Origin of the sequence: Pseudomonas sp. CHM02 (genome assembly GCF_000612585.1) — a bacterium.
Taxonomy (GTDB): domain Bacteria; phylum Pseudomonadota; class Gammaproteobacteria; order Pseudomonadales; family Pseudomonadaceae; genus Aquipseudomonas.
In genome coordinates, this window is the sequence record NZ_JFCA01000022.1 from 54,597 (window position 1) to 79,331 (window position 24,735).

The window sequence follows — 24,735 nt, forward strand, 5'->3', positions numbered from 1 at the left end:
TGGACCATCTTCAGCTTGCCGGTTTTTCCCAGCGGTATTGCGCCAACTCCGGGTTCAGCGGGGTGCGGGCAAACACGTTAGCGAAGTTGCACAGGGTTGCCAGGCTCACGCCCAGAATAACTTCCAGGGCCTGGCCGTCGGAGTAACCGGCAGCGCGGAATGCCTCGAAACCCGCATCGCTGACATCGCCACGGGTGGCGATCACTTCACGGGTGAAGGCGGCGAGTGTTTCATAGCGCGTATTGGGCAGTTCGCCGCGTTGGCGCAGGGCCTCGATCACCTCTTCTGGCAATCTGGCTTTGTTGCGTGCCACGGCGGTGTGGCCGGCCACACAGAAATCGCAGCCGTGGGTGGTGGCGGCAATCAGTTGCACCACTTCGCGATCGGCCAGGCTGAGCTCGGCCTTGGCATTCAGGCCAGATACGGTGACGTAGGTTTCCAGCGCGGCCGGGGCATTGGCCAATACCGCCAGCAGGTTGGGGATGAAACCCGAGCCTTTCAGCGCGTTTTCGAGGAAGGGCTTGGCCGCTTCCGGCGCGGTTTCAGGGGTGAGCAACGGTACACGGGACATGGAGTGGACTCCTGATGGGTTGGTGTACCAAGTCTGTTGGTTATAAAAAATCGCCTCAATAGTCTAAAGTAGCGATTACTTGCTCTTGAGTCTTTCCATTAGATGAATTCATCCAGTGCACTTGTCGATTGGTTATTAGACAGCCTCGAACTCGACACCAGCCTGTTCCATGTGGGCCGTTACTGCGGCGACTGGCACGCGAGCACCCATGGCCTGGCGAGCGCGAGTTTCCACTTGGTGGTGCAGGGCCAGTGCTGGCTGCACATCGATGGCGACAGCGCGCCCCATCATCTGGAAAACGGCGATGCGGTGTTCCTGCTGCGCGACTTGGCTTATCGCCTGTCCGGCGAACCCACGGCGGCCGGTGCGCAGGAATGCCCCCGTGTGCCGATGGTGCCCTTGGACAGTGCCGCCAGCGATGGCGTAGGCCTGGTGTGCGGGTTCTTCCATTTCCAATCCGGCTTGTCGGCAATGATCGTCGATACCCTGCCCGCCTGGATCATCCTGCGTGCAGGCGACCCCTCACTGACCGCCGCGCGCAACCTGTTCGAACTGATCCTGCAAGAGTGCGAGCGTGTGCCGGCGCCCTCTTCCCCCTTGCTCGAACGGCTTTGCCACCTGTTGTTCCTGTACGTTCTGCGCCAACAGGTGCTGGACAACAGCGAACTCGGAGGCTTGGCCGCATTGGGCCGGCAGCCGGCGTTTGCCCACCTGCTGGAACAACTGATCGCCCGCCCGGCCGATGCCTGGACCCTGGAAAGCATGGCCGCGTACACCGGGTTGTCGCGCTCGGCGTTTTTCAAGCGCTTCAATGAACTGTGCGGCCAGTCGCCAGGGCAGGTCCTGCTGATGATGCGCATGCGCCATGCCTGCCAGCTGTTCAAGCAGGACCAGACGGTGGCGGATGTCGCCCTGGCGGTGGGGTATCAGTCGGTGGCAGCATTTACCCGGGCCTTTCACAAAGTCACCGGCCAACAGCCCGGCGCCTATCGCAAGGCCCAAGCCTAGCGCTGCAAGCCAGTGCCGGGCTGGGCGCAGAGTTCCACCAGCCAGTCCACGAACACCCGCACGCGCTGGGACAACTGGCGGTGCGGCGGGTACAGCGCCGTCAGGGCCATGGTGGGTACTGCCAGGTGCGGCAGCACTTCCACCAGCGTGCCCTCGGCCAATTGACGCATCGCGTGATAGTGCGGCGCCTGGATCAAACCGAACCCGGCCTCACAAGCCGCGAAGTAACCATCAGAACTGTTGGCTGCGACCTGCTTGGCCAGGTTGACCGGGCGCAACACGCCGTCGACTTCGAACTCCAGGCCAAACCGTTTGCCGCTGGCACCGGAGCGGTATTCGACCATGTGATGGTGGGCCAGGTCATCGAGGCAGATGGGCACGCCCATGCGTTCGAGGTAGCCAGGACTCGCCAGGGTCAGTTGATCCATCATCGCCAGGGGCCGCGCCACCAAGGAGTCGTCCAGGGCTGCGCCACCGCGCAGCACGCAATCGATACCTTCGCGAATCAGGTCCACCGGGCGGTCATTGAGGCCAATTTCCAATTCGATCTGCGGGTAGCGGGCGGTGAAGGTCGGCAACGCCGGAATCACGATCAAACGCCCGATTCCCGAGGGCATATCGATACTCAAGGTGCCACGCGGGCTCTGGCGGCTCGCGGAAAACACCGCCTCGGTTTCCTCCAGGTCCGACAGCAATCGCACACAGCGCTGGTAGTAAGCGGCGCCATCCAGGGTCGGGCTGACTTGCCGTGTGGTGCGCTGCAACAGTTGCACACCCAGGTGCGCCTCCAACTGCTTGATCAGGATAGTCACCGAGGCACGCGGCAATTGCAGGCTGTCGGCCGCCTTGGCAAAGCCACCCAGTTCGACGATCCGAGTGAACACGCGCATCGCGTTGAAACGGTCCAAAGGGCGGCTCCTAGAGCGGATTATTTAGATAATACGAATAGTGTTAGTACTTTTAGCCGGTTTATCCCGATTTTGTCGAGCGTAACAATGCAGCCCTTCCCACCCAAGGAGCTGATCCCCATGCACACCCGTCAACTCGGAACAAATGGCCCACTCGTCTCAGCCATCGGCCTCGGCTGCATGGGTATGAGCGATTTCTATACGCCCGGCAGCGACACCCGCGAAGCGACTGCAACCCTGCACCGTGCGTTGGAGCTGGGCATCAACTTTCTCGACACCGCTGACATCTATGGCCCGCACACCAATGAAGAACTGATCGGCAAGGCCATCGCCGGCAAACGTGACCAGGTGTTCCTGGCCAGCAAATTCGGCATTGTGCGCGACCCGGCCAACCCGGCGCTGCGTGGTGTGAACGGCCGCCCCGACTACATCCGCAATGCCATCGACGGCACGCTGCGGCGGTTGGGCGTGGAGACCCTCGACCTGTACTACCAGCACCGTATCGACCCGAATGTCGCCATCGAAGAGACCGTCGGCGCCATGGCCGAGCTGGTGCAGCAGGGCAAGGTGCGTTACCTGGGCTTGAGCGAAGCCTCCGCCGTCACCCTGGAGCGCGCCCACAAGGTACACCCGATCAGCGCACTGCAAAGCGAGTACTCCCTGTGGAGCCGCGATCAGGAACACAACGGCTGTCTCGCCGCCTGCCAGCGCCTCGGTATCGCCTTTGTGCCCTACAGTCCGCTGGGCCGTGGCTTCCTGACCGGCGCACTGCAAAGTCCGGACGACTTTGGGGCCGATGACTATCGCCGGTTCAGCCCGCGCTTCCAGGGTGAGAACTTCGGCAAAAACCTTGAACTGGTGAGACAGGTACAAGCACTGGCAACCGACAAAGGCGTGAGCGCCGGGCAACTCGCGCTGGCCTGGGTGCTGGCGCAGGGTGACTTCATCATTCCGATCCCCGGCACCAAGCAGCGCAAGTACCTGGAAGAAAATGCCGCAGCGCTGTCGATCCGCCTCAGCCAGGCTGAGCTGGCGGCCCTGGATGCGATCTTCCCGCTCGAAGCAACCGCCGGTTTGCGCTACCCCGAGGCCGTGATGGCCATGCTGGATATCTGAATAAACGGAGCGCCCTCACCCGGCGCTCTTTTTTCTTGTACGAACGTACCTAAAGCTCCGCCTGCCCAAGCCGATAGCCCTACGAAGCTCTCACAAAGCCGCGTCGATAATAAACGCTTCGTAAGGACGACCCCATGCCCACACTGCGCTCTATCCAAGCCCGCTATACCCTGTTCCTGGTGCTGTTCGTCCTGGTGTTATTTGTGTTGACCGTGGTGGGTATCGGCCAGTTGGTCGCCCCAACGCTGCGCCATACCGAAGAACAGGTGGTGCTCAACCGCATCGCTGAGGTTGCCGAACAGATCCAGGGCGAACTGAACAAGGTTCAATCCCAGCAACGCACCATCACCCAGACCATCCCCTTGCTCGACAGCGATGCCATCGACAAGGTGCTGCCGGGCCTGGTCGACCAATATGGCGAACTGAAAGTCTTCGGCGGCGGGATCTGGCCGCTGCCCAACCAGCGCACGCCGGGGCGCAACAAGCACAGCACGTTCTGGCACCGTGATGCATCGGGCAAGCTGGCGGTGAATACCTTCTGGAACAGCGACCCCGCGCCCAACTATTACGACCAGAGCTGGTACAAAGGCGGCCTCGCCTCACCGCGTGGCCAATGCGCCTGGGCCGCCGCCTACAAGGACGACGCCAGCCAGGAGCCGCGCACCAACTGCGCCATGGCCATCCAGCGCGATGGCGCGCCCTACGGTGTCGCCACCATCGACGTGACCCTGGGCTTCTTCAATGACCTGGTCGCCAGCAAAGAGAAGGACATCGGCGGGCAGATGCTGATCGTCGAAGGTGACGGCAAGATCATCAGCAACAGCTCGCGCATCAGCGGCCCAGTGGTGTTGAAGAACATCAGCGAACTCACCGGCTCCTCGGCGTTCGCCAGCCAGGTCAGCAAAGCCCTGGCCCACCGCGACCAAGCGCTGCAACGCAGCGAGTTCGACAATCAGGGCGTGGCCAGCACTTTCTATATGCGGCCGATCGGTGGCACGCCGTGGTTCCTCGCCACCGCCCTGCCCACCTCGCTGATCACCGCCCAGCGTGATGACGTGCTAGGCACCCTGGCCTTGCTGCAGATCCCGATGGTGTTGCTGCTGGTGCTGCTCGCGGCGTATGCGATCCGCCAATTGGTGCAACGCATGAAATCGCTGAAGACCAACATCGACGCACTGTCCACCGGCGATGCCGACCTGACGCGACGCATCACCATCCGTGCCGAAGACGAACTGGGTGCCATCGGCCACTCGGTGAACCGCTTTATCGTCTACCTGCAGAACATGATCGGTGAAGTGACCCAAGCCACTGGCGCCATGTCGTCAAGCCTTGAGCAACTGCAGCGCACTTCGGCGCATACCAATCAGATCCTGGTGCGGCATGCCTCGGAAACCGACCAGACCGTCACCGCCATCACCGAAATGAGCTCCACCGCCGACACCGTTGCGCAAAACGCCGCCGAAACCGCCGCGTTCACCCAGCGCGCCAATGAGCACGCCGACCGTTCCCGCGTGGTCGTGGGTGAAGCGTCCAACAGCGTCAGCGCCTTGATCGGCGAAGTGTCCAGCGCCACCCACAGCGTGGAAAACATGCGCCAGGACGCCGCACGCATCACCGAAACCCTCGGCGTGATCGGCGCGATCGCCGGGCAGACCAACCTGCTCGCCCTCAACGCCGCGATCGAAGCCGCCCGTGCCGGCGAGCAAGGCCGTGGTTTTGCGGTGGTCGCCGATGAGGTCCGCGCGCTCGCCGCACGCACTCAGGCCAGCACCTCGCAGATCAACGACATGCTCACGCGCCTGACCGCGGGCGTCAGCTCCTCGGTGGCAGCCATGGAAAACACCCAGGCCAGCTGCCAATCGGCCGCGGATGCCACGGCGCGGGTGAACACCGGGCTGGATGAGATGGCCGGTTCCGTCAGCCATATCAACAACCTCAGCACCCAGATCGCGACGGCCGCCGAGCAGCAAAGTGCAGTGACCGAAGAGATCAACCGCAGCATGGTGCAGATCCGACAAATGGTCGAAGAACTGGTGCAAAGCGGCCATGCCACTGAAACCAATACCCAAAGCCTGCTGGATGCGAATGGCCGGGTGATCGCCTTGATGGGTCGTTTTAAAGTCCGCTGATCAAATGCCTGTGTACTCCCGTGCAAAGCGCGGGAGTCGGACTATTCTGACAGTTCGAAGACGCCACACAGGAGGTGTGCCATGCGCGCAGCCGAGCAGTCGGTCCGCTTGGAGCGGATCAGTCAGGAACGCTTTATCCAGGCCCCTATCGAAGCCGTTTACGACTATGTGACCCAACCGGATCGCTGGCACGAATGGCACCCCACCTCCCTCGGCGCCGATACCGGCACCACCGGCTCACTTCCGGCCGGCGCGCGTTTTACCGAGTTCATCGACTTGCTGGGTGTACGCGTGCCGATGAGTTACCGCGTACAGATCGCCCGACGCCCCGGCGAGTTCAAGACCGTGTTCACGTCCCTGGCCGTCGATGGTTCGATTCATTATTTTCTGTTGCCCCATCAAGGCGGCACGCTGTTCAAGCGCGTGTTGACCTACGAGACCGAATTGCAACTCGCCACCTTGCATGAACGCATGATCGAGCTGTCGGCGGTCGCGTTGGACCAGCTCAAGCACCGGTTGGAAAACCCGCCGTTCGTATAATTTTGAAACATTACCGGCACGCTCGCCCACCAGTAGGCACTGGCTTGCCGGTGATGACGTCGTCATGATCGCCGCCATCCCAACGGCTTTCTCCTGCACGCGAGTCCCCCATGAAAACCCCGTTTCGCCTGGCCCTGTTGTCAGCCCTGCTCACCGCCCCCCTGGCCCTGGCCGCCGATCTGATCCCCATCGACGTGCACCGCGACGCCAATTGCGGTTGCTGCAAAAAGTGGATCAGCCACCTGGAAAACAACGGTTTCAAGGTCAGCGACCACGTCGAAACCGACATGAGCGCCGTCAAGCAACGCCTGGGCGTGGCACCGCGCCTGGGCTCATGCCACACCGCCGTAATCGACGGCAAATTCGTTGAAGGCCATGTGCCGGCCGAACAGGTGCTGGCCCTGCGCAAGCGCGACGACCTGCTGGGCATTGCTGCGCCGGGCATGCCGATGGGCTCGCCGGGCATGGAAGTGCAAGGCCGCAGCGAGGCGTATCAAGTCATCGGCCTGACCCGTGAAGGCAACGATGTGGTGGTGGCTGAATACCCGGCGCAATGATCACCGGTTATCTGGGACTATTCTTCGCGGCGTTTGGCGCCGCGACATTGTTGCCGCTGCAATCGGAAGCGCTGCTGGTCGGCCTGCTGCTCAGCGGGCATTACAGCCTGTGGCTGTTGCTGGGGATTGCCACGCTGGGCAATGTGCTGGGCTCGGTAGTGAACTGGTGGCTGGGGCGCTGGGTGGAGCATTTCAAGCAACGGCGCTGGTTTCCGATCAACGACAAGCAGTTGGAAAAAGCCCGCAACCATTACGAGCGCTGGGGGCACTGGACGTTGTTGCTCAGTTGGGTGCCGATCATTGGCGACCCGCTGACGCTGGTGGCCGGGGTGATGCGCGAGCCGTTGTGGCGTTTTCTATTGCTGGTGACCCTGGCCAAAGGCGTGCGTTATGGCGTGCTTGCAGCCGCGACTTTGCAGTGGGTGTTAGTCCCCGCTTAATCGCTAGTTAATCCTTGGGCAACAGCATCCGAGCCACCCTTCTCGGAGCCCTGCCAATGCCCCTGATCCGCGCTTTCTGTATCGCCGGCCTGCTCACGGCCGCTGCCGTCCCGGTATTCGCCGCTACCTACGGTCCCGAGCTGCAAGGCTTCGAATACCCCTATCCGCTCAAGCATTTCGAGTTTCAATCCCAGGGCAAGTCCCTGCAAATGGGTTATATGGACGTGCCTGCCAAAGGGCAGGCCAACGGCCGCAGCGTGGTGCTGATGCACGGCAAGAACTTCTGCGGCGCCACGTGGGAAGGCTCGATCAAAGCCCTGAGCGACGCCGGTTACCGGGTGATCGCGCCGGACCAGATCGGTTTTTGCAGCTCCAGCAAGCCGGATCACTACCAGTACAGTTTCCAGCAACTGGCGAACAACACTCACCAACTGCTGGAAAAGCTCGGCATTCAAAAGGCCACAGTCATCGGCCATTCCACGGGCGGCATGCTCGCCACCCGTTACGCTCTGATGTACCCCGGGCAAACCGAGCAGTTGGGGCTGGTGAACCCTATTGGCCTGGAGGACTGGAAGGCGCTGGGCGTGCCCTCGCTCAGCGTCGACCAGTGGTATGAGCGTGAGCTGAAAGTCAGCGCCGAGGGCATTCGCACGTATCAACTCAATACCTATTACGTCGGGCGCTGGAAACCGGAGTACGAGCGCTGGGTGGATATGTACGCCGGCCTGAGCAACGGGCCTGGGCATACGCTGGTCGCATGGAACTCGGCGTTGATTTACGACATGATCTTCACCCAGCCGGTGTACTACGAGTTCAAGAACCTGCAGATGCCCACGCTGCTGCTGATCGGCACGGCGGATAACACCGCCATCGGCAAAGATGTCGCGCCGCCGGCGGTCAAGGCCAAGCTCGGCAACTATGCCGTGTTGGGCAAGCAAGTGGCCAAGCTGATCCCCCATGCGACCCTGGTGGAGTTCCCGGGGCTGGGGCACGCACCGCAAATGGAAGAGCCGGCCCAGTTTCACACCGCGCTGTTGCAGGGCCTGAATGCCCTTTAATCCAACTTTTTTCGAGGCACTCGTGAATGTCGGTACAGATCGCAGTCATTGATGATTGGCAGGATGTGGCCAGTGGCGTAGTGGATTGGTCGGTCCTGGAGGCCGTGGGCCAAGTGCATTTCCTGCACGATTACCCGGCGGACACCGCCACGATGATCGAGCGTTTGCAGGGGTTCGAGGTGATTTGCGTGATGCGCGAGCGCTCGTCCTTCGACAAGGCCCTGCTGCAAGGCCTGCCAAAACTCAAATTGCTGGTGACGGGCGGCATGCGCAACGCCGCCATCGATATTCCCACGGCCAAGGCCCTGGGCATTCAGGTCTGTGGCACCGACAGCTACAAACACGCCGCGCCGGAACTGACCTGGGCGTTGATCATGGCCTCCACGCGTAACCTGGTGGCCGAAGCCAATTCGCTGCGTGCCGGCAACTGGCAGGTTGGCCTCGGCGGCGATCTGCATGGCAAGACCCTGGGCATTCTCGGCCTGGGCAGCATTGGCCAGAAGGTCGCGCTGTTCGCCCAGGCGTTTGGCATGCGCGTGATCGCCTGGAGTGAAAACCTCACGCCGGAACGTGCGGCCGAATCGGGTGTTACCTGGGTCAGCAAGCAAGCGCTGTTCGAACAGGCGGACATCCTCACCGTGCACCTGGTGCTCAGCGACCGCAGCCGTGGACTGGTGGATGCCCAGGCACTCGGCTGGATGAAGCCCGAAGCACGCCTGGTGAATACGGCGCGAGGGCCCATCGTGGATGAGCAGGCGCTGGTGCAGGCATTGCAAAGCGGCCGCTTGGCCGGTGCGGCGCTGGATGTGTACGCCGAGGAGCCGCTGCCCGCCGATCATCCGTTCCGGAGTTTGCCGAATGTGCTGGCCACACCGCATGTGGGGTATGTGAGCGAGCAGAATTACCGACAGTTCTACGCGCAGATGATCGAAGACATCCAGGCCTGGGCCAACGGCGCGCCCATTCGGGTGCTTGGCTGACGCACCAATAAAGGGCAAGGATACTTCCGGGCGCACGGATGCGTCAGGCTGAGCCAGCTTGTCGTTTGTGGTGAGCGGGCTTGCCCCGCGCTGGGCTGCGAAGCAGCCCCAAACCAGACAACCGAGATCTATAGGGTGCACTGGCATAGCCCATTTGGGAGCGCTTCGCACTCCAGCGCGGGGCAAGCCCGCTCACCACAGCAAGCCCGCTCACCACAGAGAGCCCGTTCACCACAACAATCCGGTTCTCCCCGTAAATCTGCGAACCAACGCCGCCGCCTAATAACCAGACCTATTTTTGTTACAAGTATTTTGTCCTACAAAATCTTCCTAGAAACCCTACAGGCTCTAGGATCTGTCCTAGACTCATGACCGATGGGTCCGTTCCAAAACAAAAACCCCGCAAAAAATCGAAACTTTCCAACTCTGCCGTAGGTCCAGTTTTAAGGTAAGGCGAGCACGTGGGATACACACCCAATGCCGTCCATCCAATCTTTTCAGGCCAACCGTGCAACTGGCATACGCCTTGCCAGTTTGTACAGTGCTTGTGCGCCTGGCCGCAGGATGCGGTCATCGGAGCTAATGGCAGCGGGCCATTAGCCGACCAACATGTGGGAGAGAACTATGATCAGTGCCGCTGTAGATATTCAAGGAGAGCGTGGCAGTAAACCGGTAGGCGGGCCTTCATTGGCCGACCTGACCAACACTGTGCGGCCGATCGTGAGTCAGAACCCCAATCGCAAGAAAGTCCTGTTTGTGACCTCGGAATTCGCCGACCTGGTCAAAACCGGCGGCCTGGGTGATGTGTCCGCAGCCCTGCCCCGCGCCATGGCCCACCTGCATGATGTGCGGGTGCTGATCCCCGGTTACCCGCAGGTGATGGAAAGCGACAACCCGATCCATATCATCGGTGAGCTGGGCGGCCACGCCGCGCTGCCGCCGTGCAAGATCGGGCGCATGGACCTCAAGGATGGCCTGGTCATCTACGTATTGATCTGCCCCGAACTCTATGAGCGCGAAGGCACGCCGTACGGCGCCAACAACGGCCGTGACTGGCCGGACAACCATATTCGTTTCGCCCGCCTGGGCCTGGCCGCCGCTGACATGGCCGCCAACCTGGCGCAGATCCACTGGTGCCCGGACCTGGTGCACGCCCACGACTGGCCCGCTGGCCTGGCCCCGGCGTATATGCACTGGCGTGGGTCACGCACCCCGACGCTGTTCACCATCCATAACCTGGCCTATCAGGGCGTGGTCAGCCTGGCCTCCACACCGGAGCTGGGCATCCCGCCCCACGCCCTGCAACAGGAAGGCATGGAGTTCTACGGCAAGATGTCGTTCCTCAAGGCGGGCATGGCGTATTCCAGCCATATCACCACCGTGAGCGCCACCTACGCCCAGGAAATCACCACCCCTGAGTTCGGCTGTGGCCTTGATGGCTTTTTGGCCAGCAAGACCCAGCAAGGCTTGCTCAGCGGCATCCCCAACGGTATCGAAGACAGTTGGGAGACCTCCACGGACCCGCACCTGACGCACAACTTCAATATTGGCGACTGGGAAGGCAAGGCGGTGAATGCCGCGCAGGTGCGCAACCTGTTCGGCCTGAATGACTCGACCGGCCCGCTGTTCGCCGTGGTCTCGCGCCTGGTGTTCCAGAAAGGCCTGGACCTTACCGAGGCCGTTGCCAGCTTTATCGTCGAACAAGGCGGTCAGATCGCCATCATCGGTCGCGGCGAGCCGGAAGAAGAAAACGCCATGCGTGAACTGGCGCTGCGCTTCCCGGGCCAGATCGGCGTACGCATCGGCTTCAACGAGACCGATGCCCGCCGCATGTTCGCCGGCAGCGACTTCCTGCTGATGCCGTCGCGCTACGAGCCCTGCGGGCTGAGCCAGATGTATGCGCAGCGCTTCGGTTCGTTGCCTGTCGCACGCAATACCGGCGGGCTGGCCGACACCATCGAAAACGGTGTGACTGGCTTCCTGTTCAATGAATCCACAGTCGACAGCTACAAAGAAGCCTTGAGCCGTGCGTTCAAGGTGTTTGCCTTCCCTGGCTTGCTCAACGCCATGCGCAGCCGGGCGATGACTCAACCGTTCAACTGGAGCCAGGCGGTGGAACCCTACGCCGAGCTGTACGAGCAACTGGTGGCTAAAGCACTGGGGAAATCCGCTAAATAATCAAAGGGAGGTTTTTGTAGATGCCGTTACGGACTCTGGAAACCTGGCCCCACGGCGCAATCATGTTGGACGCGCAACACACGCGTTTTGCCTTGTGGGCGCCAGACGCGTTTTATGTCAGCGTTGAATTGGAAAACGGCAAGTCCGTCGCCATGCTGCCCCAGGCAGATGGCTGGTTTGAAACTGAAATAGCGTGCCCGGCGGGCACGCGCTACCGCTTCAATATCGATGGGGAAATGGATGTACCCGATCCCGCATCCAGGGCCCAGGCCTCGGATGTGCATGGTTGGAGCCTGGTGGTCGATCCCCTCGCCTATCAATGGCGTCACAGCCAATGGCAAGGCCGTCCCTGGCACGAAGCAGTCATCTATGAACTGCACGTCGGTGCAATGGGCGGTTATGCCGAAATCGAGAAACACCTGCCACGCCTGGCCGAGCTGGGCATTACCGCGATTGAATTGATGCCCTTGGCGCAATTTCCCGGTGATCGCAACTGGGGCTACGACGGGGTCTTGCCCTACGCCCCCCAAGCCTCCTACGGTACTCCCGAACAGCTCAAGCACCTGATCGACAGCGCCCACGAACATGGCCTGGCGATGATCCTCGACGTGGTCTACAACCACTTCGGGCCCGACGGCAATTACCTGGGCCAGTACGCCAAGGGTTTCTTCCAGGAGGACGTGCACACGCCGTGGGGTGCCGGCATCGACTTCGATCGGCGTGAAGTCCGGGATTTCTTCCTCGATAACGCACTGATGTGGTTGCTCGAATACCGCTTCGACGGCCTGCGCCTGGACGCTGTACACGCCATTGATAACCCGGACTTTCTCAAGGAGCTGGCGCACCGGGTGCGCGAGCAAGTGGACACGGGTCGGCACGTCTGGCTGATGCTGGAAAACGAGCTCAACCAGGCCAGCCTGCTGCAACACGATTTCGACGCTCAGTGGAATGACGACTTCCATAACGTCCTGCATGTCCTGCTGACCGGCGAAACCGATGCCTATTACAGCGACTTTGCCCACGCGCCTACCGCCAAACTGGCGCGCTGCCTGGGCGAAGGTTTTATCTATCAGGGGCATACCACCCGGCATGGCCATGAGCGCGGCGAACCCAGTGGGTACCTGCCGCCGACCGCCTTCGTGGCGTTCCTGCAGAACCACGATCAGATCGGCAACCGTGCCTTGGGTGAGCGCCTGCATCAACTCTGCTCGCCCCAGGCGCTGAAAGCGGCGACCGCCCTGCTGCTGCTCTCGCCGATGATCCCGCTGATGTTCATGGGCGATGAGGTCAACGCCAGCGAGCCCTTCCTGTTTTTCACCGATCACCATGGCGAACTGGCAGAAGCGGTGCGCGAAGGCCGACGCAATGAGTTCAAGGATTTCGCTGCGTTCCAGGACCCAGAGCGACGCCAACGCATCCCCGATCCCAATGCCCTGCCGACCTTTGTGCAGACCACCCCGAGCTTCGACGAAAACGAGCATACCCGGCTTTACCGCCAACTGCTGGGCCTGCGCCATCGCCACATCGCCCCGCACCTGCCTGGCAGCGTGGCGCTGGGTGCCGAGGTGTTGACCGAAGGTGCCGTGACCGCCCGTTGGCGCCTGGGCAATGGCCGTGTGCTGCAGATCGACCTCAACCTGAGTGACGTGTCCGTGGATCACCCGGCGACGCAGCCAGTCCTGTTTGAAACGCCTGCCAACGCGGGCGCGCACCTGCCGCCGTACAGCGCACGCGTCACCCTATCCCCTGTTGGAGAGCACCCTTGAGCGAAGCGAACCTGGAAATCCTCGCCAGCCGAGCGGGCCTGGCCGTCGATTGGATCGACGCAAACGGCCGCCCGCAACATGTGAAACCCGACGCCTTGCGCGCCGTTCTCAAAGGCCTGGGCCACCCGGCCGACACCGATGCCGAGATCGACGCCAGCCTGCTCGAACTGGAGCAGGTGCAACAAGACAGACACCTGCCACCGTTACTCACCATCGACAGCGGCGCCGGCCTGGACCTGGCCCGCTACTTCGAAGCGGACACCCCGTGCCGGGTCAGCCTCGAAGACGGCGCTACCCTGGAACTGCGGCTCGATGGCGCCGCCGTGCTGCCGGGCATCATTGCCCTCGGTTATCACCAGGTGCATATCGCCGACCAGACCTTCACCCTGGCCGTCGCGCCCACCCACTGCTACAGCGTGGCCGAAGCGGTCGACACCCAGCCCGCCCGTGCCTGGGGTCTCAGTGCCCAACTGTACAGCCTGCGTCGCCTGGGCGATGGCGGCTTTGGCGACACCCTGGCCCTGGAGCACCTGGCCCGTTCGGCGGCCGAGCGTGGCGCCGATGCCCTGGCGATCAGCCCGATGCACGCGATGTTCAGCGCCGACACCGGGCGCTACAGCCCGTATTCGCCCTCCAGCCGGTTGTTCCTCAACAGCCTGTATGCCTCGCCGGGCTGCATCCTCGGTGAACGCGAAGTGCGCAACGCCATCGAGGCAAGCGGCCTGGCGGACGAGTTGCACGACCTGGAGCAACACACCCTGATCGACTGGCCAGCGGCCGCCCAGGCCAAGCAGCGCCTGCTGCGTGCGCTGTATGAAGACTTCCGCCACGGCCACCACCCACAACACGCCGACTTCCAGAGCTTCCGCCAGGCCGGTGGAGAGGCGCTGGAAAACCACTGCCGCTTCGAAGCCGTGCAAGCGGCCCGCGCAGCGGCGGGTGAAGACCTCGACTGGCGCCACTGGCCTGAAGACTGGCGCACCCCGCAGAGCCCCGCACTGGCGCAGTTCGCCGAAGACCACCGTGACGAGATCGGCTATTTCGCCTTCAACCAATGGCTGATCGCCCGCTGCCTTGAACGCGCACAACAAGCCGCGCGCGGCAGCGGCATGGGCGTCGGCCTGATCGCCGACCTGGCCGTGGGCGCCGATGGCGGCGGCAGCCAGGCCTGGAGCCGCCAGGATGAATTGCTTGCCGACCTGACCGTGGGCGCCCCGCCGGATATTCTCAACCGTGCCGGCCAGGGCTGGGGCATTTCCGCGTTCTCCCCCGAAGGCCTCAAGCGCCATGGCTTTCGTGCTTTTATCGAAATGCTGCGCGCCAACTTCGCCCATGCCGGCGGGTTGCGCATCGACCATGTGATGGGCCTGCAACGCCTGTGGGTGATCCCCATGGACGCGTCGCCACGCGAGGGCGCTTACCTGTATTACCCGGTGGACGACCTGCTGCGCCTGTTGGCACTGGAGTCCCATCGTCATCAGGCGATTGTGCTGGGTGAAGACCTGGGTACAGTGCCGGACGGCCTGCGTGAAAAACTCATCGCCCGTTCGATCCTCGGCATGCGCGTGCTGCTGTTCGAACAAAACCACGAAGGCCGGTTCAAGCCGATCCTCGACTGGCCCGACAACGCCCTGGCTACCACCAGCACCCACGACTTGCCGACCCTCAACGGTTGGTGGCACAGCCGCGATATCGACTGGAATATCCAGCTCGGCCTGATCGATGCGCCCACCGTGGAGCAATGGAGCGAACACCGCCTGCGCGAGCGCCAGGCACTGCGCCAGGCCTTGAGCCAGGACCCGCAGAATTTCGTCGACGAGATCCGCAATGAAACCGACCATATGATCGACGCCAGCGTGCGCTACCTCGGCCACACCCGCGCCCCGCTGGTGCTGTTGCCGCTGGAGGACGCCCTTGGCGTGGAAGAACAAGCCAACCTGCCCGGTACCACCGACACCCACCCCAACTGGCGCCGTCGCCTGCCGGGTGAGGCGTCGAGCCTGCTCGACAATGCCGGTGCCGCCCGCCGCCTCGAGTTGTTGGCCGTCGCGCGCAACCAAGCCTATGAGCGTGACCGATGAAAGCACTGCCCCTGCGCGCTACCCAGCGCCTGCAATTCCATAAAGGCTTCACCCTCGATGATGCAGTGCCTCTGGTGCCGTATTTCGCCCGGTTGGGCATCAGTCATCTGTATGCCTCGCCCCTGCTCAGCGCCCGCGCCGGCTCCATGCACGGCTACGATGTGGTCGACCCTACCAGCGTCAACCCGGAACTCGGCGGCGAGCCGGCCCTGCGCCGTCTGGTCGCTGCGCTGCGCGAACATGAGATGGGCCTGATCCTCGACATCGTCTCCAACCATATGGCCGTGGGCGGCGCCGACAACCCCTGGTGGCTGGACCTGCTCGAATGGGGGCGCCTGAGCCCCTACAGTGAGTTCTTCGATATCCAGTGGCATTCGCCCGACCCGTTGCTCAAGGGCCAGTTGCTGATGCCGTTCCTCGGCAGCGACTACGGCGAAGCCCTGCAGTCCGGTACCCTGACCTTGCAGTTCGATGCCGGCCACGGTGCGTTCTACGTCGAACATTACGAACACCGGTTCCCGATCTGCCCCAGGGATTACGCCGCGATCCTCGGCAACGATGAACTGCTCAAGCCCCTGGCGGAGCGCTTCAGCGCCCTCGCCTACCAAGACGATGCCTACCACGAAGCGGCGTGGCTCAAGCAAGCCCTGGCCGAGCGCGCCACCGAAGTGCTGCCGGCGATCAAGCAACGGCTGACCGCATTCGACGCACGCCATCCCGAGGGCTTCAACCGCCTGCATCACTTGCTGGAACAGCAGGCCTATCGCCTGGCCAGCTGGCGCACGGCAGCGGACGATATCAACTGGCGGCGCTTCTTCGATGTCAACGAGCTGGGCGGCCTGCGCGTGGAGCGCACGGCCGTGTTCGAAGCCACCCATGGCAAGATTTTCGAGCTGATCAGCGAAGGCCTGGTGGATGGCCTGCGCATCGACCATATCGACGGCCTGGCCGACCCGCGCGGTTATTGCCGCAAGCTACGCCGTCGCGTGGACTCGCTGTCGCCGGAGCGGCATTTGCCGATCTTCGTCGAGAAGATCCTCGGCGAAGGCGAAACCTTGCGTGAAGACTGGCAAGTGGACGGCACCACCGGCTATGAATTCATGAACCAATTGTCGCTGCTGCAACATCACCCGGACGGCTTCGCGCCCCTGGCCGAGTTGTGGACCCGCCACAGCGAACGGCCTTCGGCGTTTGCCGAAGAAGCGCGGCTGGCACGCCAGCAGATCCTCAATGGCTCCCTCGGCGGCGACTTTGAAAGCGTCGCCCAGGCCCTGCTGCAAGTGGCCCGCGACGATGTGATGACCCGTGACTTGACCCTCGGCGCCATCCGCCGGGCCTTGCAAGAACTGATCGTGCACTTCCCGGTGTACCGCACCTACATCAGCGCACGCGGCCGCAGTGCTGCCGACGACAAGGTGTTCCAGCAGGCCATGGACGGCGCACGCACCACCCTCGGCGAAGGCGACTGGCCGGTGCTCGAACACCTGGAAAAATGGCTCGGCGGCCAGCCTTGGCGCAACCGCCCGGTGGGCCGTGAGCGCAAGATCCTCAAGCATGCCTGTGTGCGCTTCCAGCAATTGACCTCGCCCGCCGCCGCCAAGGCCGTGGAAGACACCGCGTTCTATCGCTCGGCGGTATTGCTGTCGCGTAACGACGTGGGCTTCAGCACCGAGCAGTTCAGCGCCCCCCTGGCCGACTTTCACGAGGTCAACCGGCAACGTCTGCAGACCTTCCCCGACAACCTGCTGGCCACCGCTACCCACGACCACAAGCGCGGCGAAGACACGCGTGCGCGCCTGGCGGTACTCAGTGAGTGCGCGCCGTGGTACGTCGAGCAGGTGGAGCACTGGCGCAGCCTCGCCGCCCCCTTGCGTGTGGATGCCGACACACCGTCAGCCGGCGATGAGTTGATCCTCTATCAGGTGCTGCTGGGCAGTTGGCCGCTGGACCTGACGTCCGACTTCGAGCGCTACCAGCAACGCCTGTGGCAGTGGCAACAGAAAGCCCTGCGCGAAGCCAAGTTACAGAGCAGTTGGAGCGCGCCCAACGAGGCGTATGAGCAAGGTGTGGAAGCGTTCCTCTCGCGGCTGTTGCTCAGCGAAGAAGGCCATGCGCTGCGCACGGCCATCGGCGACGCCGCTCAGGTGATTGCCCCGGCCGGCGCCCTCAACGGCCTGGCGCAATCCTTGCTTCGCATCACCGTGCCGGGTGTGCCGGACCTGTACCAGGGCGATGAGTTCTGGGACTTCAGCCTGGTGGACCCGGACAACCGCCGTCCGGTGGATTTCAACGCACGGCAACAGGCGCTGGATACCCCGCCGGACAGCGGCGAACTGCTGTTCAACTGGCGCGATGGGCGTATCAAGCAGGCGTTGATCGCCCAGGTGCTGGGCTTGCGCAACGCCCATCCCGACCTGTTCCGCAACGGCGCCTATACGCCGCTGGAAGTGGTCGGCAAACACGCCGAACGGGTGGTTGCTTTCGGTCGCGAACATCAAGGCAAACACCTGCTGGTGGTGGTGCCGCGCTGGCCTTATCACCTGCTTGAAAACGGTGTGCATCCCCAGATCAATGCGCAGGTTTGGGGCGATACGCGGGTGAAATTACCGTTCGCCGCGCCAACTCGAAACTGGAAGGGACTTTTTCATACAGGCGCAGTCACACCAGACAAGGAGCTGTTGATCAGCACTGCCCTGGGGGATTTCCCGGTCAATGTCTTTATCAATCCTGATGATCAAGAAAGCTGAAATTTTCTGTGAGGAGCATTGTGATGAGTACTGAAGACAAACGCATACGCGAACTGGCGCATCAGATCTGGGAGTCTGAAGGTAAACCCCACGGCGAGGATGCGCGACACTGGGAAATGGCGCGCAAACTGGCGGAAGCCGAAGCGCTGACGCCCAGCAAGCCCAAGGCCGCTGCCAAGCCCAAGGCCGCGCCCAAGGCGACGGCCAAGCCTAAAGCTGCCCCGCCACCGCCGCCTAAAAAGTCCAAGGCAGCGCCGCGCAAACCCGCCAGCTGACTGCCCCGCGTAGGCGCTTGGCTTGCCAGCGATAGCGACCTCAAGATCGCTATCGCCGGCAAGCCGGCTCCTACGGGGTTTCGTACAAATTTGAAGATTGATCTGACCTTGCGTCAGCACGGCCGCGTTCGGCCCGAAAAAAGACCTTTGCAGGAGCAACTCAATGAGCAAACCCGACAAAACCCCTTCGACGCCGGGCAACGAGCCGTCGCGGATTCGTGAAGGTTTGCCCTTCCCGCTTGGCGCCACCTGGGATGGCCTGGGCGTCAACTTTGCACTGTTCTCGGCCAACGCCACCAAGGTGGAGCTGTGCCTGTTCGATGATGCCGGCGAAGTCGAGCTGGAACGTATCGAACTCCCCGAATACACCGACGAAACCTTCCACGGCTACCTGCCCGACGCCCACCCCGGGCTGATTTACGGCTACCGCGTGTACGGTGCGTATGACCCGGCCAACGGCCACCGCTTCAACCACAACAAATTGCTGATCGACCCCTACGCCAAACAGCTGGTGGGCGAACTCAAATGGTCCGAGGCGCTGTTCGGCTACACCATCGGGCACCCGGATGACGACCTGAGCTTCGACGAGCGCGACAGCGCGCCCTTCGTGCCTAAATGCAAAGTGATCGACCCGGCGCATACCTGGGGCAACGACCAGCCGGTGCGCGTGCCCTGGGACCGTACGATCATCTACGAAACCCATCTGCGCGGCATCAGCATGCGCCACCCTTCGGTCGGCGAATCCGTGCGTGGCACCTGCGCCGGGCTGATGGAAGATGACGTGCTCAAGCACATTCGCCAGTTGGGCGTGTCGTCGGTGGAGCTGCTGCCTGTACATGCCTTCGTCAACGACCAGCACCTGTTGCAAAAAGGCATGACCAACTACTGGGGGTACAACAGCATTGCGTTTTTTGCCCCCGACCCGCGCTACCTGGCCAGCGGCAAGATCGCCGAGTTCAAGGAGATGGTGGCGCACCTGCATGAGCAGAAGCTCGAAGTGATCCTCGACGTGGTCTACAACCACACCGCCGAAGGCAACGAGCGTGGCCCCACCCTGTCCATGCGCGGCATCGACAACGCCTCGTATTACCGCCTGATGCCGGATGACAAGCGTTTCTACATCAACGACTCCGGCACCGGCAACACCCTGGACCTGAGTCACCCCTGCGTGTTGCAAATGGTCACTGACTCACTGCGCTACTGGGCTAACGAGATGCATGTCGACGGCTTCCGCTTCGACCTGGCGACCATCCTCGGCCGCTACCGTGACGGTTTCGATGAGCGCCACAGCTTCCTCGTGGCGTGTCGCCAGGACCCGGTGCTGCGCCAGTTGAAACTCATCGCCGAACCCTGGGACTGCGGTCCCGGCGGTTATCAGGTGGGCAATTTCCCGCCGGGCTGGGTGGAATGGAATGACCGCTTCCGCGACACCGTGCGGGCCTTCTGGAAAGGTGACGACGGCCAGCTGGCAGACTTTGCCGGGCGCATGACAGCCTCGGGCGAGATGTTCAACCATCGCGGCCGCCGCCCCTACAGCTCGGTCAACTTCATCACCGCCCACGACGGTTTCACCCTGCATGACCTGGTGTCGTACAACGACAAGCACAACGAAGCCAACGACGAAAACAACCAGGACGGCAGCAACAACAACCTGTCGTGGAACCATGGTGTGGAAGGCCCGACCGACGACCCGGAAATCAACGCGCTGCGCCTGCGCCAGATGCGCAACTTCTTTGCCACCCTGCTGCTGGCCCAGGGCACGCCGATGCTGGTGGCCGGGGACGAATTCGCCCGCACCCAGCACGGCAACAACAATGCCTATTGCCAGGACAGCGAGATCGGCTGGGTCAACTGGGACCTGGACGATGACGGCAAGGCGCTGCTCAAGTTCGTCAAGCGCCTGATCAAGCTGCGCCTGGCCTACCCGATTCTGCGCCGTGGGCGTTTCCTGGTGGGCGACTACAACGAAGACATCGGCGTGAAGGACGTGACCTGGCTGGCGCCGGATGGCAACGAAATGACCACGGAGCAGTGGGAAGACAGCCACGGTCGTTGCCTGGGCATGCTGATGGATGGCCGTGCCCAGGAGACCGGCATCCGGCGCGCCGGCGCTGACGCCACCTTGCTGCTGGTGGTGAATGCGCACCACGACATGGTCAATTTCCGTTTGCCGTCGGTGCCCGAAGGTCAATTCTGGACTTGCATGCTCGATACCAACGAGCCCGCCGTACGCGGCCAGGAACGCTTTGACTTTGATCACGAGTACGCGGTGACTGGCCGCTCGCTGTTGCTGTTCGAACTGCAGCGTGAAGACGAGGTGTGAGATGGCTTTGCACCGATTCCTTCAAGGCTTCCGGGGCTATGCGGACACGCAAGCCCTGGGCGTGGCCCTGAAGGCGCTTCAGGAGGAAGGCCTGGACCAATTGCCCTTGCCGGGCAGCGGCCAGACCCTGGCGCGGTTCAGTCGCCTGGCGCAGGTGGCGGGTCATGACCTGCGCCTGTGCAAGCTGTTCGAAGGCCATACCGATGCCTTGGCGATCATTGCCGAGCTCGACAGCCCCTTGCCGCCCTTGGGCAGTACCTGGGGCATGTGGGCCGCCGAGCCGCCAACCGCCAAGGTACGCGTGCACCGGGAGGGCCATCGCCTGAGGGTGCAAGGACGCAAAGCCTGGTGTTCTGGCGCGGCGGTGGTCAGCCATGGTTTGTTGACCGCCTGGGACGAAGAGGATCGCCAGCAATTGGTGGCGGTGCACATGGACCAGCCCGGCATCACCGTGACAGATGAAGGCTGGAACGCCGTCGGCATGGCCGCCACCGGCAGCGTCGAGATCGTGTTCGACGGGGCCTGGGGGCTGGCGGTGGGCGAGCCGGGAGACTACCTCGCTCGCCCCGGTTTCTGGCAGGGCGGAGTCGGTATCGCTGCCTGTTGGTATGGCGGCGCCCAACGCCTGGCGGAAGTCCTGCGCGAGCAATGCAGCAAGCGCCCCGAACCCCATGCCCTCGCCCACCTTGGCGCCGTGGACAGCGCGTTGAACAGCGCGGCGTGCGTGCTGCGTGCCAGCGCCAGGCAGATCGACCGCGAACCAGCGGCCGACGCCAGGGAACTGGCCCAGCAGGCCCGTGCCTGTATCGAAGACACCGTTGAACAAGTGATACGCCACGTGGGTCGTGCGGTCGGCGCAGGCCCCTACTGCAAGGACCCGCATTTTGCCCAACTGATGGCGGACCTGCCGGTGTATGTGCGCCAAAGCCATGCCGAACGCGACTTGGCCGGCCTCGGAGAGTTCGTTGCCGGTGAACCCACAGGGAGGTGGCAGCTATGAAACCCAACCCGATTGTTGGCCAGGGCACGCCGTTGCATCACTGGCAGGCGTCACCAAAGATGGCCGAACTGCCGCTTATCAGCATCGAACAATTGGTACCCGAAGGGCACCGCGCAGTGATCGTCGCCCCGCACCCGGATGACGAGGTGCTGGGCTGCGGTGGCCTGATGCAGGGGCTGGCGGCGCTGGGCCGGCCGATCCAGTTGATTTCCGTCACCGATGGCAGCGCCAGTCACCCCGGTTCGCGACGCTGGCCGGTGGAGCGGCTGAGCGTGGTGCGCCCCCAGGAGTCCGCCCAGGCCCTGCATCGTCTCGGCTTGCCGCTGCACAGCCTGAAATGGCTGCGCGCAGGCTTCTCCGACAGCCAGGTGGCAGCGCGAGAGGACGAACTCGCAGCGTTCATCCAGCGCTACCTCAAACCCACCGACGTGGTGTTCACCACCTGGCGCGAAGACGGCCATTGCGACCATGAGGCCGTGGGTCGTGCCAGTGCCCAGGCATCTCAAGCCGCAGGCGCCACCCTGTATGAACTGCCGGTATGGACCTGGCACTGGGCAACCCCGGAAAACAGCCTGGTGCCCTGGCACCGCGCACGCAAGATCCCGCTGACCTGCGAAGCCGTGGCCCGCAAGCGCCATGCCATCCATGCGTTTGCCAGCCAATTGGAGGGCGACCCGCAGATCGGCCTGCCTCCCGTGCTCGCGCCCTATGTGGTGGAGCGCCTGTTGCAACCCTTTGAAGTGGTATTCGTATGAGTGTGGCCACGCCTTACTTCGACCAACTGTTCGCCGAGAACGATGACCCCTGGGCGTTCCGCCAACGCTGGTATGAACGACGCAAGCGCGCAATGACCCTGGCGATACTCACGCGGCCTCGCTATGCCTCGGTGTTTGAACCCGGTTGTGCCAACGGCGAGCTGAGCTTCGAGCTGGCGCCCCGCTGTGATCGCCTGCTGTGCTGCGACACGGCTTCGGCTGCCGTGGCGCTGGCGCGCAGTCGCTTGCTGGGTTTCCCCTATGCCGAGGTGCAGCAGAGCCGCTTGCCCGAACAGTGGCCGACCGGCCAGTTCGAGCTGATCGTGTTGAGCGAGTTGTGCTACTACCTCGATGCCGATGACCTGTGCCGGTTGATCGATCGTGCCCGCGCCTCGCTGACCAGCGACGGCCAGATACTCGCCTGCCATTGGCGTCCACCGATCGAAGGTTGCCCGCAAACCGCCGAACAGGTGCACGCATTGCTGCAGCAGCGCCTGGATATGCCACGCGTCGCCAGCCATCACGAACATGACTTCCTTCTTGATCTGTGGAGCCGCGACGGCACCTCGGTCGCCACCCTCGAGGGCCTGCGATGATCGGCATTCTGATCCCGGTACACAACGAAGAGGCGTTGCTGGACGACTGCCTGAAAGCAGCGCTGATCGCCGCCAGCCACCCGGGGCTGTTGGGCGAGCCCGTGAACATCCTGGTGGTGCTCGACAGCTGCAGCGATGGCAGTGCCGCGATTGCCAAAGCCTACCCGGTGCAACGCCTGGAAGCCCAGGCGCGCAATGTGGGGCACGTGCGGGGCGTGGGTGCACGGCATCTGCTCAATCAGGGCGCACGGTGGATCTCCTGCACCGATGCCGACAGCCGGGTAGCCCCCGATTGGCTGGTGGCCCAACTGGCGCTGGAAGTGGATGCAGTGTGTGGCACGGTCACGGTGGATGCGTGGAGCGAAGATTTCGACCCCGCGGCGCAGATTCGTTATCTTCAGGGCTACGAGGCCCGTGACGGTCATCGGCACATTCACGGTGCCAACCTCGGCGTAAGCGCCGGCGCTTATGTGCGCGCCGGTGGTTTCGAACCCCTGGCGTGCCATGAAGACGTGCAATTGGTTCGCAGCCTGGAGTTGTGCGGCGCGTCTATCGCCTGGAGCCACACCCCGCAGGTGATCACCAGTGCACGCCTGGACGCCCGCGCCCAGGGCGGGTTTGGCGACTATTTGAAGAGCCTGATGCACGCCACTTAAAAAAACGGCGTTACAGAATGTAAACCACCCAATCCTTGTCTATGCTGAATACGCCTTGCTGGCATTCCAGGGTTGGGGTGCCACGCAGCCACTGCGGCGCAGACCGTGGTGGATAAAAGAGAGTCGTCCCGTCAACGGGGCACGACCCCGCATCAATCGACAAGGATGTGACACCCCATGAAGCTTGCTTCCTTAAGCGACGGCCGTCGCGGTCCTGCACAAATCTGGAACAGCGCCCCGCAGTTGGCGCAGATCCCTCCCATTACGCCCGCCTCACTGGTACCACCGGGTGCACGGGTAGTGATCGTCGCCCCGCACCCCGGCGACGAAGTCCTGGCCTGCGGCGGGCTGCTGCAATTGCTCAGCACCCTGGAACACCCGCTGCAACTGATCTCGATCACCGACGGCAGCGCCAGCCATCCAGGCTCCAATGTCTGGCCAGCCAGCCGCCTCAGTGTGGTGCGCCCGCAAGAGAGTGCCGAAGCCCTGCGCCGCCTGGGCATGCCACTGCATAGCCTGAAGTGGATTCGCGGCGGCTTTTGCGATAACGCCCTCGCCGCCCGCGAACCACAACTGAGCCAATTCATTGCCCGCTACCTGCAGCCCGGCGACGTGGTGTTCAGCACCTGGCGCAACGATGGCAATGACGACCATGACGCCGTCGGCCGTGCCAGTGCCAAGGCCTGCAGCCTGGTGGGTGCGCAGCTGTATGAATTGCCGATCTGGGCCTGGCACTGGCCCGCCCGCGAAGGTGCGATCATCCCGTGGCAACGAGCGCGCAAGGTGCGCCTGGACACGTGGAGCGTGGCGCGCAAGCTCCATGCCGCGCATGCCTATGCCAGCCAACTGGCCGGCGACCCGCAGATCGGCCTGGCGCCGATGCTGGCGCAGGTGTTGCTGGAGCGAATGCGCGAACCCTATGAGATAGTGCTCTCGTAAACCCCACTACGCCTGCTGCTCGCGTCAGACGTGGCAGGTTTGTATCGCAGTGTGTACAGAGCCCGCGGCGATACACCATCTTTAACTCAACGCGTTTCCTGAAACAGGCCAG

The 24,735-nt window shown here is 62.9% G+C and carries 21 protein-coding genes; 19 read left to right on the forward strand and 2 right to left on the reverse strand.

Going from position 1 to position 24,735, the window contains the following annotated elements; all coding sequences use genetic code 11:
• Positions 1 to 10: 10 nt before the first annotated feature.
• Entirely contained in the window at positions 11 to 571 is a 561-nt protein-coding gene (locus BM70_RS0114490) for a carboxymuconolactone decarboxylase family protein (protein WP_025856671.1), read from the reverse strand.
• A 102-nt stretch (positions 572 to 673) separates the two neighbouring features.
• Here BM70_RS0114490 and BM70_RS0114495 point away from each other — a divergent pair, with 102 nt between their 5' ends.
• Complete coding sequence (locus BM70_RS0114495) at positions 674 to 1,579, forward strand: AraC family transcriptional regulator (RefSeq protein ID WP_025856672.1); 906 nt, start codon at positions 674 to 676, stop codon at positions 1,577 to 1,579.
• Here BM70_RS0114495 and BM70_RS0114500 read toward each other — a convergent pair.
• Positions 1,576 to 2,487, reverse strand: coding sequence for a LysR family transcriptional regulator (locus BM70_RS0114500; protein WP_025856673.1), 912 nt, complete (start codon positions 2,485 to 2,487; stop codon positions 1,576 to 1,578). The two genes, BM70_RS0114495 and BM70_RS0114500, sit on opposite strands and share 4 nt — an antisense overlap.
• A 120-nt stretch (positions 2,488 to 2,607) precedes the next feature.
• On the opposite strand from BM70_RS0114500, the gene BM70_RS0114505 reads away from it, so the two are divergent.
• The 18 genes from BM70_RS0114505 to BM70_RS0114590 all read left to right on the forward strand — a co-directional run bounded on the left by BM70_RS0114505 (position 2,608) and on the right by BM70_RS0114590 (position 24,623).
• A complete protein-coding gene (locus tag BM70_RS0114505) occupies positions 2,608 to 3,603 on the forward strand; it encodes an aldo/keto reductase (RefSeq protein ID WP_025856674.1) in 996 nt (331 codons plus the stop codon).
• Positions 3,604 to 3,737: 134 nt separating this feature from the next.
• The gene (locus BM70_RS0114510) at positions 3,738 to 5,732 is read left to right on the forward strand and encodes a methyl-accepting chemotaxis protein (RefSeq protein WP_025856675.1); all 1,995 of its coding nucleotides are present in this window, start codon (positions 3,738 to 3,740) and stop codon (positions 5,730 to 5,732) included.
• Between the two features lie 81 nt (positions 5,733 to 5,813).
• The gene (locus tag BM70_RS0114515; protein WP_025856677.1) at positions 5,814 to 6,272 is read left to right on the forward strand and encodes an SRPBCC family protein; all 459 of its coding nucleotides are present in this window, start codon (positions 5,814 to 5,816) and stop codon (positions 6,270 to 6,272) included.
• A gap of 110 nt (positions 6,273 to 6,382) precedes the next feature.
• Complete coding sequence (locus BM70_RS0114520) at positions 6,383 to 6,829, forward strand: DUF411 domain-containing protein (protein ID WP_025856678.1); 447 nt, start codon at positions 6,383 to 6,385, stop codon at positions 6,827 to 6,829.
• Positions 6,826 to 7,269 carry a YqaA family protein gene (locus BM70_RS0114525; RefSeq protein WP_025856679.1) on the forward strand — a complete coding sequence of 148 codons (444 nt, stop codon included), beginning with the start codon at positions 6,826 to 6,828 and terminating at the stop codon, positions 7,267 to 7,269. Before BM70_RS0114520 ends, BM70_RS0114525 begins: the two co-directional genes overlap by 4 nt.
• A 56-nt stretch (positions 7,270 to 7,325) precedes the next feature.
• Positions 7,326 to 8,327, forward strand: a complete 1,002-nt coding sequence (locus BM70_RS0114530; protein WP_025856680.1) for an alpha/beta fold hydrolase — start codon at positions 7,326 to 7,328, stop codon at positions 8,325 to 8,327.
• Between the two features lie 26 nt (positions 8,328 to 8,353).
• Positions 8,354 to 9,307 carry a D-2-hydroxyacid dehydrogenase family protein gene (locus tag BM70_RS0114535; RefSeq protein ID WP_025856681.1) on the forward strand — a complete coding sequence of 318 codons (954 nt, stop codon included), beginning with the start codon at positions 8,354 to 8,356 and terminating at the stop codon, positions 9,305 to 9,307.
• A gap of 624 nt (positions 9,308 to 9,931) precedes the next feature.
• Positions 9,932 to 11,485, forward strand: a complete 1,554-nt coding sequence (glgA, locus tag BM70_RS0114540) for a glycogen synthase GlgA (protein WP_081782072.1) — start codon at positions 9,932 to 9,934, stop codon at positions 11,483 to 11,485.
• Positions 11,486 to 11,505: 20 nt separating this feature from the next.
• Complete coding sequence (gene treZ / locus BM70_RS0114545) at positions 11,506 to 13,251, forward strand: malto-oligosyltrehalose trehalohydrolase (protein ID WP_025856683.1); 1,746 nt, start codon at positions 11,506 to 11,508, stop codon at positions 13,249 to 13,251.
• On the forward strand, positions 13,248 to 15,332 hold the full coding sequence (gene malQ, locus BM70_RS0114550) for a 4-alpha-glucanotransferase (protein WP_025856684.1): 2,085 nt from the start codon (positions 13,248 to 13,250) through the stop codon (positions 15,330 to 15,332). Before treZ ends, malQ begins: the two co-directional genes overlap by 4 nt.
• Positions 15,329 to 18,079, forward strand: a complete 2,751-nt coding sequence (locus BM70_RS0114555; RefSeq protein ID WP_025856685.1) for a malto-oligosyltrehalose synthase — start codon at positions 15,329 to 15,331, stop codon at positions 18,077 to 18,079. Before malQ ends, BM70_RS0114555 begins: the two co-directional genes overlap by 4 nt.
• Before the next feature lie 23 nt (positions 18,080 to 18,102).
• Positions 18,103 to 18,354, forward strand: a complete 252-nt coding sequence (locus tag BM70_RS0114560; protein WP_025856686.1) for a DUF2934 domain-containing protein — start codon at positions 18,103 to 18,105, stop codon at positions 18,352 to 18,354.
• Between the two features lie 163 nt (positions 18,355 to 18,517).
• Positions 18,518 to 20,677: a glycogen debranching protein GlgX gene (glgX, locus tag BM70_RS0114565; RefSeq protein ID WP_025856687.1), complete on the forward strand. Its 2,160-nt coding sequence runs from the start codon at positions 18,518 to 18,520 to the stop codon at positions 20,675 to 20,677.
• A gap of 1 nt (position 20,678) precedes the next feature.
• Entirely contained in the window at positions 20,679 to 21,677 is a 999-nt protein-coding gene (locus BM70_RS0114570; RefSeq protein WP_025856688.1) for an acyl-CoA dehydrogenase family protein, read from the forward strand.
• Positions 21,674 to 22,432: a PIG-L deacetylase family protein gene (locus BM70_RS0114575; protein WP_025856689.1), complete on the forward strand. Its 759-nt coding sequence runs from the start codon at positions 21,674 to 21,676 to the stop codon at positions 22,430 to 22,432. The genes BM70_RS0114570 and BM70_RS0114575 overlap by 4 nt, the downstream gene beginning before the upstream one ends.
• Positions 22,429 to 23,028: an SAM-dependent methyltransferase gene (locus tag BM70_RS0114580; RefSeq protein WP_025856690.1), complete on the forward strand. Its 600-nt coding sequence runs from the start codon at positions 22,429 to 22,431 to the stop codon at positions 23,026 to 23,028. Before BM70_RS0114575 ends, BM70_RS0114580 begins: the two co-directional genes overlap by 4 nt.
• Positions 23,025 to 23,684, forward strand: a complete 660-nt coding sequence (locus BM70_RS0114585; protein WP_025856691.1) for a glycosyltransferase family 2 protein — start codon at positions 23,025 to 23,027, stop codon at positions 23,682 to 23,684. The genes BM70_RS0114580 and BM70_RS0114585 overlap by 4 nt, the downstream gene beginning before the upstream one ends.
• Positions 23,685 to 23,861: 177 nt before the next feature.
• Positions 23,862 to 24,623, forward strand: coding sequence for a PIG-L deacetylase family protein (locus BM70_RS0114590; protein ID WP_025856692.1), 762 nt, complete (start codon positions 23,862 to 23,864; stop codon positions 24,621 to 24,623).
• Positions 24,624 to 24,735 lie beyond the last annotated feature (112 nt).

Coding starts and splice junctions, on each gene's coding strand:
- BM70_RS0114490 (WP_025856671.1), bottom strand. CDS start 571: ATGTCCCGTGTACCGTTGCTCACCCCTGAAACCGCGCCGGAAGCGGCC.
- BM70_RS0114495 (WP_025856672.1), top strand. CDS start 674: ATGAATTCATCCAGTGCACTTGTCGATTGGTTATTAGACAGCCTCGAA.
- BM70_RS0114505 (WP_025856674.1), top strand. CDS start 2,608: ATGCACACCCGTCAACTCGGAACAAATGGCCCACTCGTCTCAGCCATC.
- BM70_RS0114510 (WP_025856675.1), top strand. CDS start 3,738: ATGCCCACACTGCGCTCTATCCAAGCCCGCTATACCCTGTTCCTGGTG.
- BM70_RS0114515 (WP_025856677.1), top strand. CDS start 5,814: ATGCGCGCAGCCGAGCAGTCGGTCCGCTTGGAGCGGATCAGTCAGGAA.
- BM70_RS0114520 (WP_025856678.1), top strand. CDS start 6,383: ATGAAAACCCCGTTTCGCCTGGCCCTGTTGTCAGCCCTGCTCACCGCC.
- BM70_RS0114525 (WP_025856679.1), top strand. CDS start 6,826: ATGATCACCGGTTATCTGGGACTATTCTTCGCGGCGTTTGGCGCCGCG.
- BM70_RS0114530 (WP_025856680.1), top strand. CDS start 7,326: ATGCCCCTGATCCGCGCTTTCTGTATCGCCGGCCTGCTCACGGCCGCT.
- BM70_RS0114535 (WP_025856681.1), top strand. CDS start 8,354: ATGTCGGTACAGATCGCAGTCATTGATGATTGGCAGGATGTGGCCAGT.
- glgA (WP_081782072.1), top strand. CDS start 9,932: ATGATCAGTGCCGCTGTAGATATTCAAGGAGAGCGTGGCAGTAAACCG.
- treZ (WP_025856683.1), top strand. CDS start 11,506: ATGCCGTTACGGACTCTGGAAACCTGGCCCCACGGCGCAATCATGTTG.
- BM70_RS0114555 (WP_025856685.1), top strand. CDS start 15,329: ATGAAAGCACTGCCCCTGCGCGCTACCCAGCGCCTGCAATTCCATAAA.
- BM70_RS0114560 (WP_025856686.1), top strand. CDS start 18,103: ATGAGTACTGAAGACAAACGCATACGCGAACTGGCGCATCAGATCTGG.
- glgX (WP_025856687.1), top strand. CDS start 18,518: ATGAGCAAACCCGACAAAACCCCTTCGACGCCGGGCAACGAGCCGTCG.
- BM70_RS0114570 (WP_025856688.1), top strand. CDS start 20,679: ATGGCTTTGCACCGATTCCTTCAAGGCTTCCGGGGCTATGCGGACACG.
- BM70_RS0114575 (WP_025856689.1), top strand. CDS start 21,674: ATGAAACCCAACCCGATTGTTGGCCAGGGCACGCCGTTGCATCACTGG.
- BM70_RS0114580 (WP_025856690.1), top strand. CDS start 22,429: ATGAGTGTGGCCACGCCTTACTTCGACCAACTGTTCGCCGAGAACGAT.
- BM70_RS0114585 (WP_025856691.1), top strand. CDS start 23,025: ATGATCGGCATTCTGATCCCGGTACACAACGAAGAGGCGTTGCTGGAC.
- BM70_RS0114590 (WP_025856692.1), top strand. CDS start 23,862: ATGAAGCTTGCTTCCTTAAGCGACGGCCGTCGCGGTCCTGCACAAATC.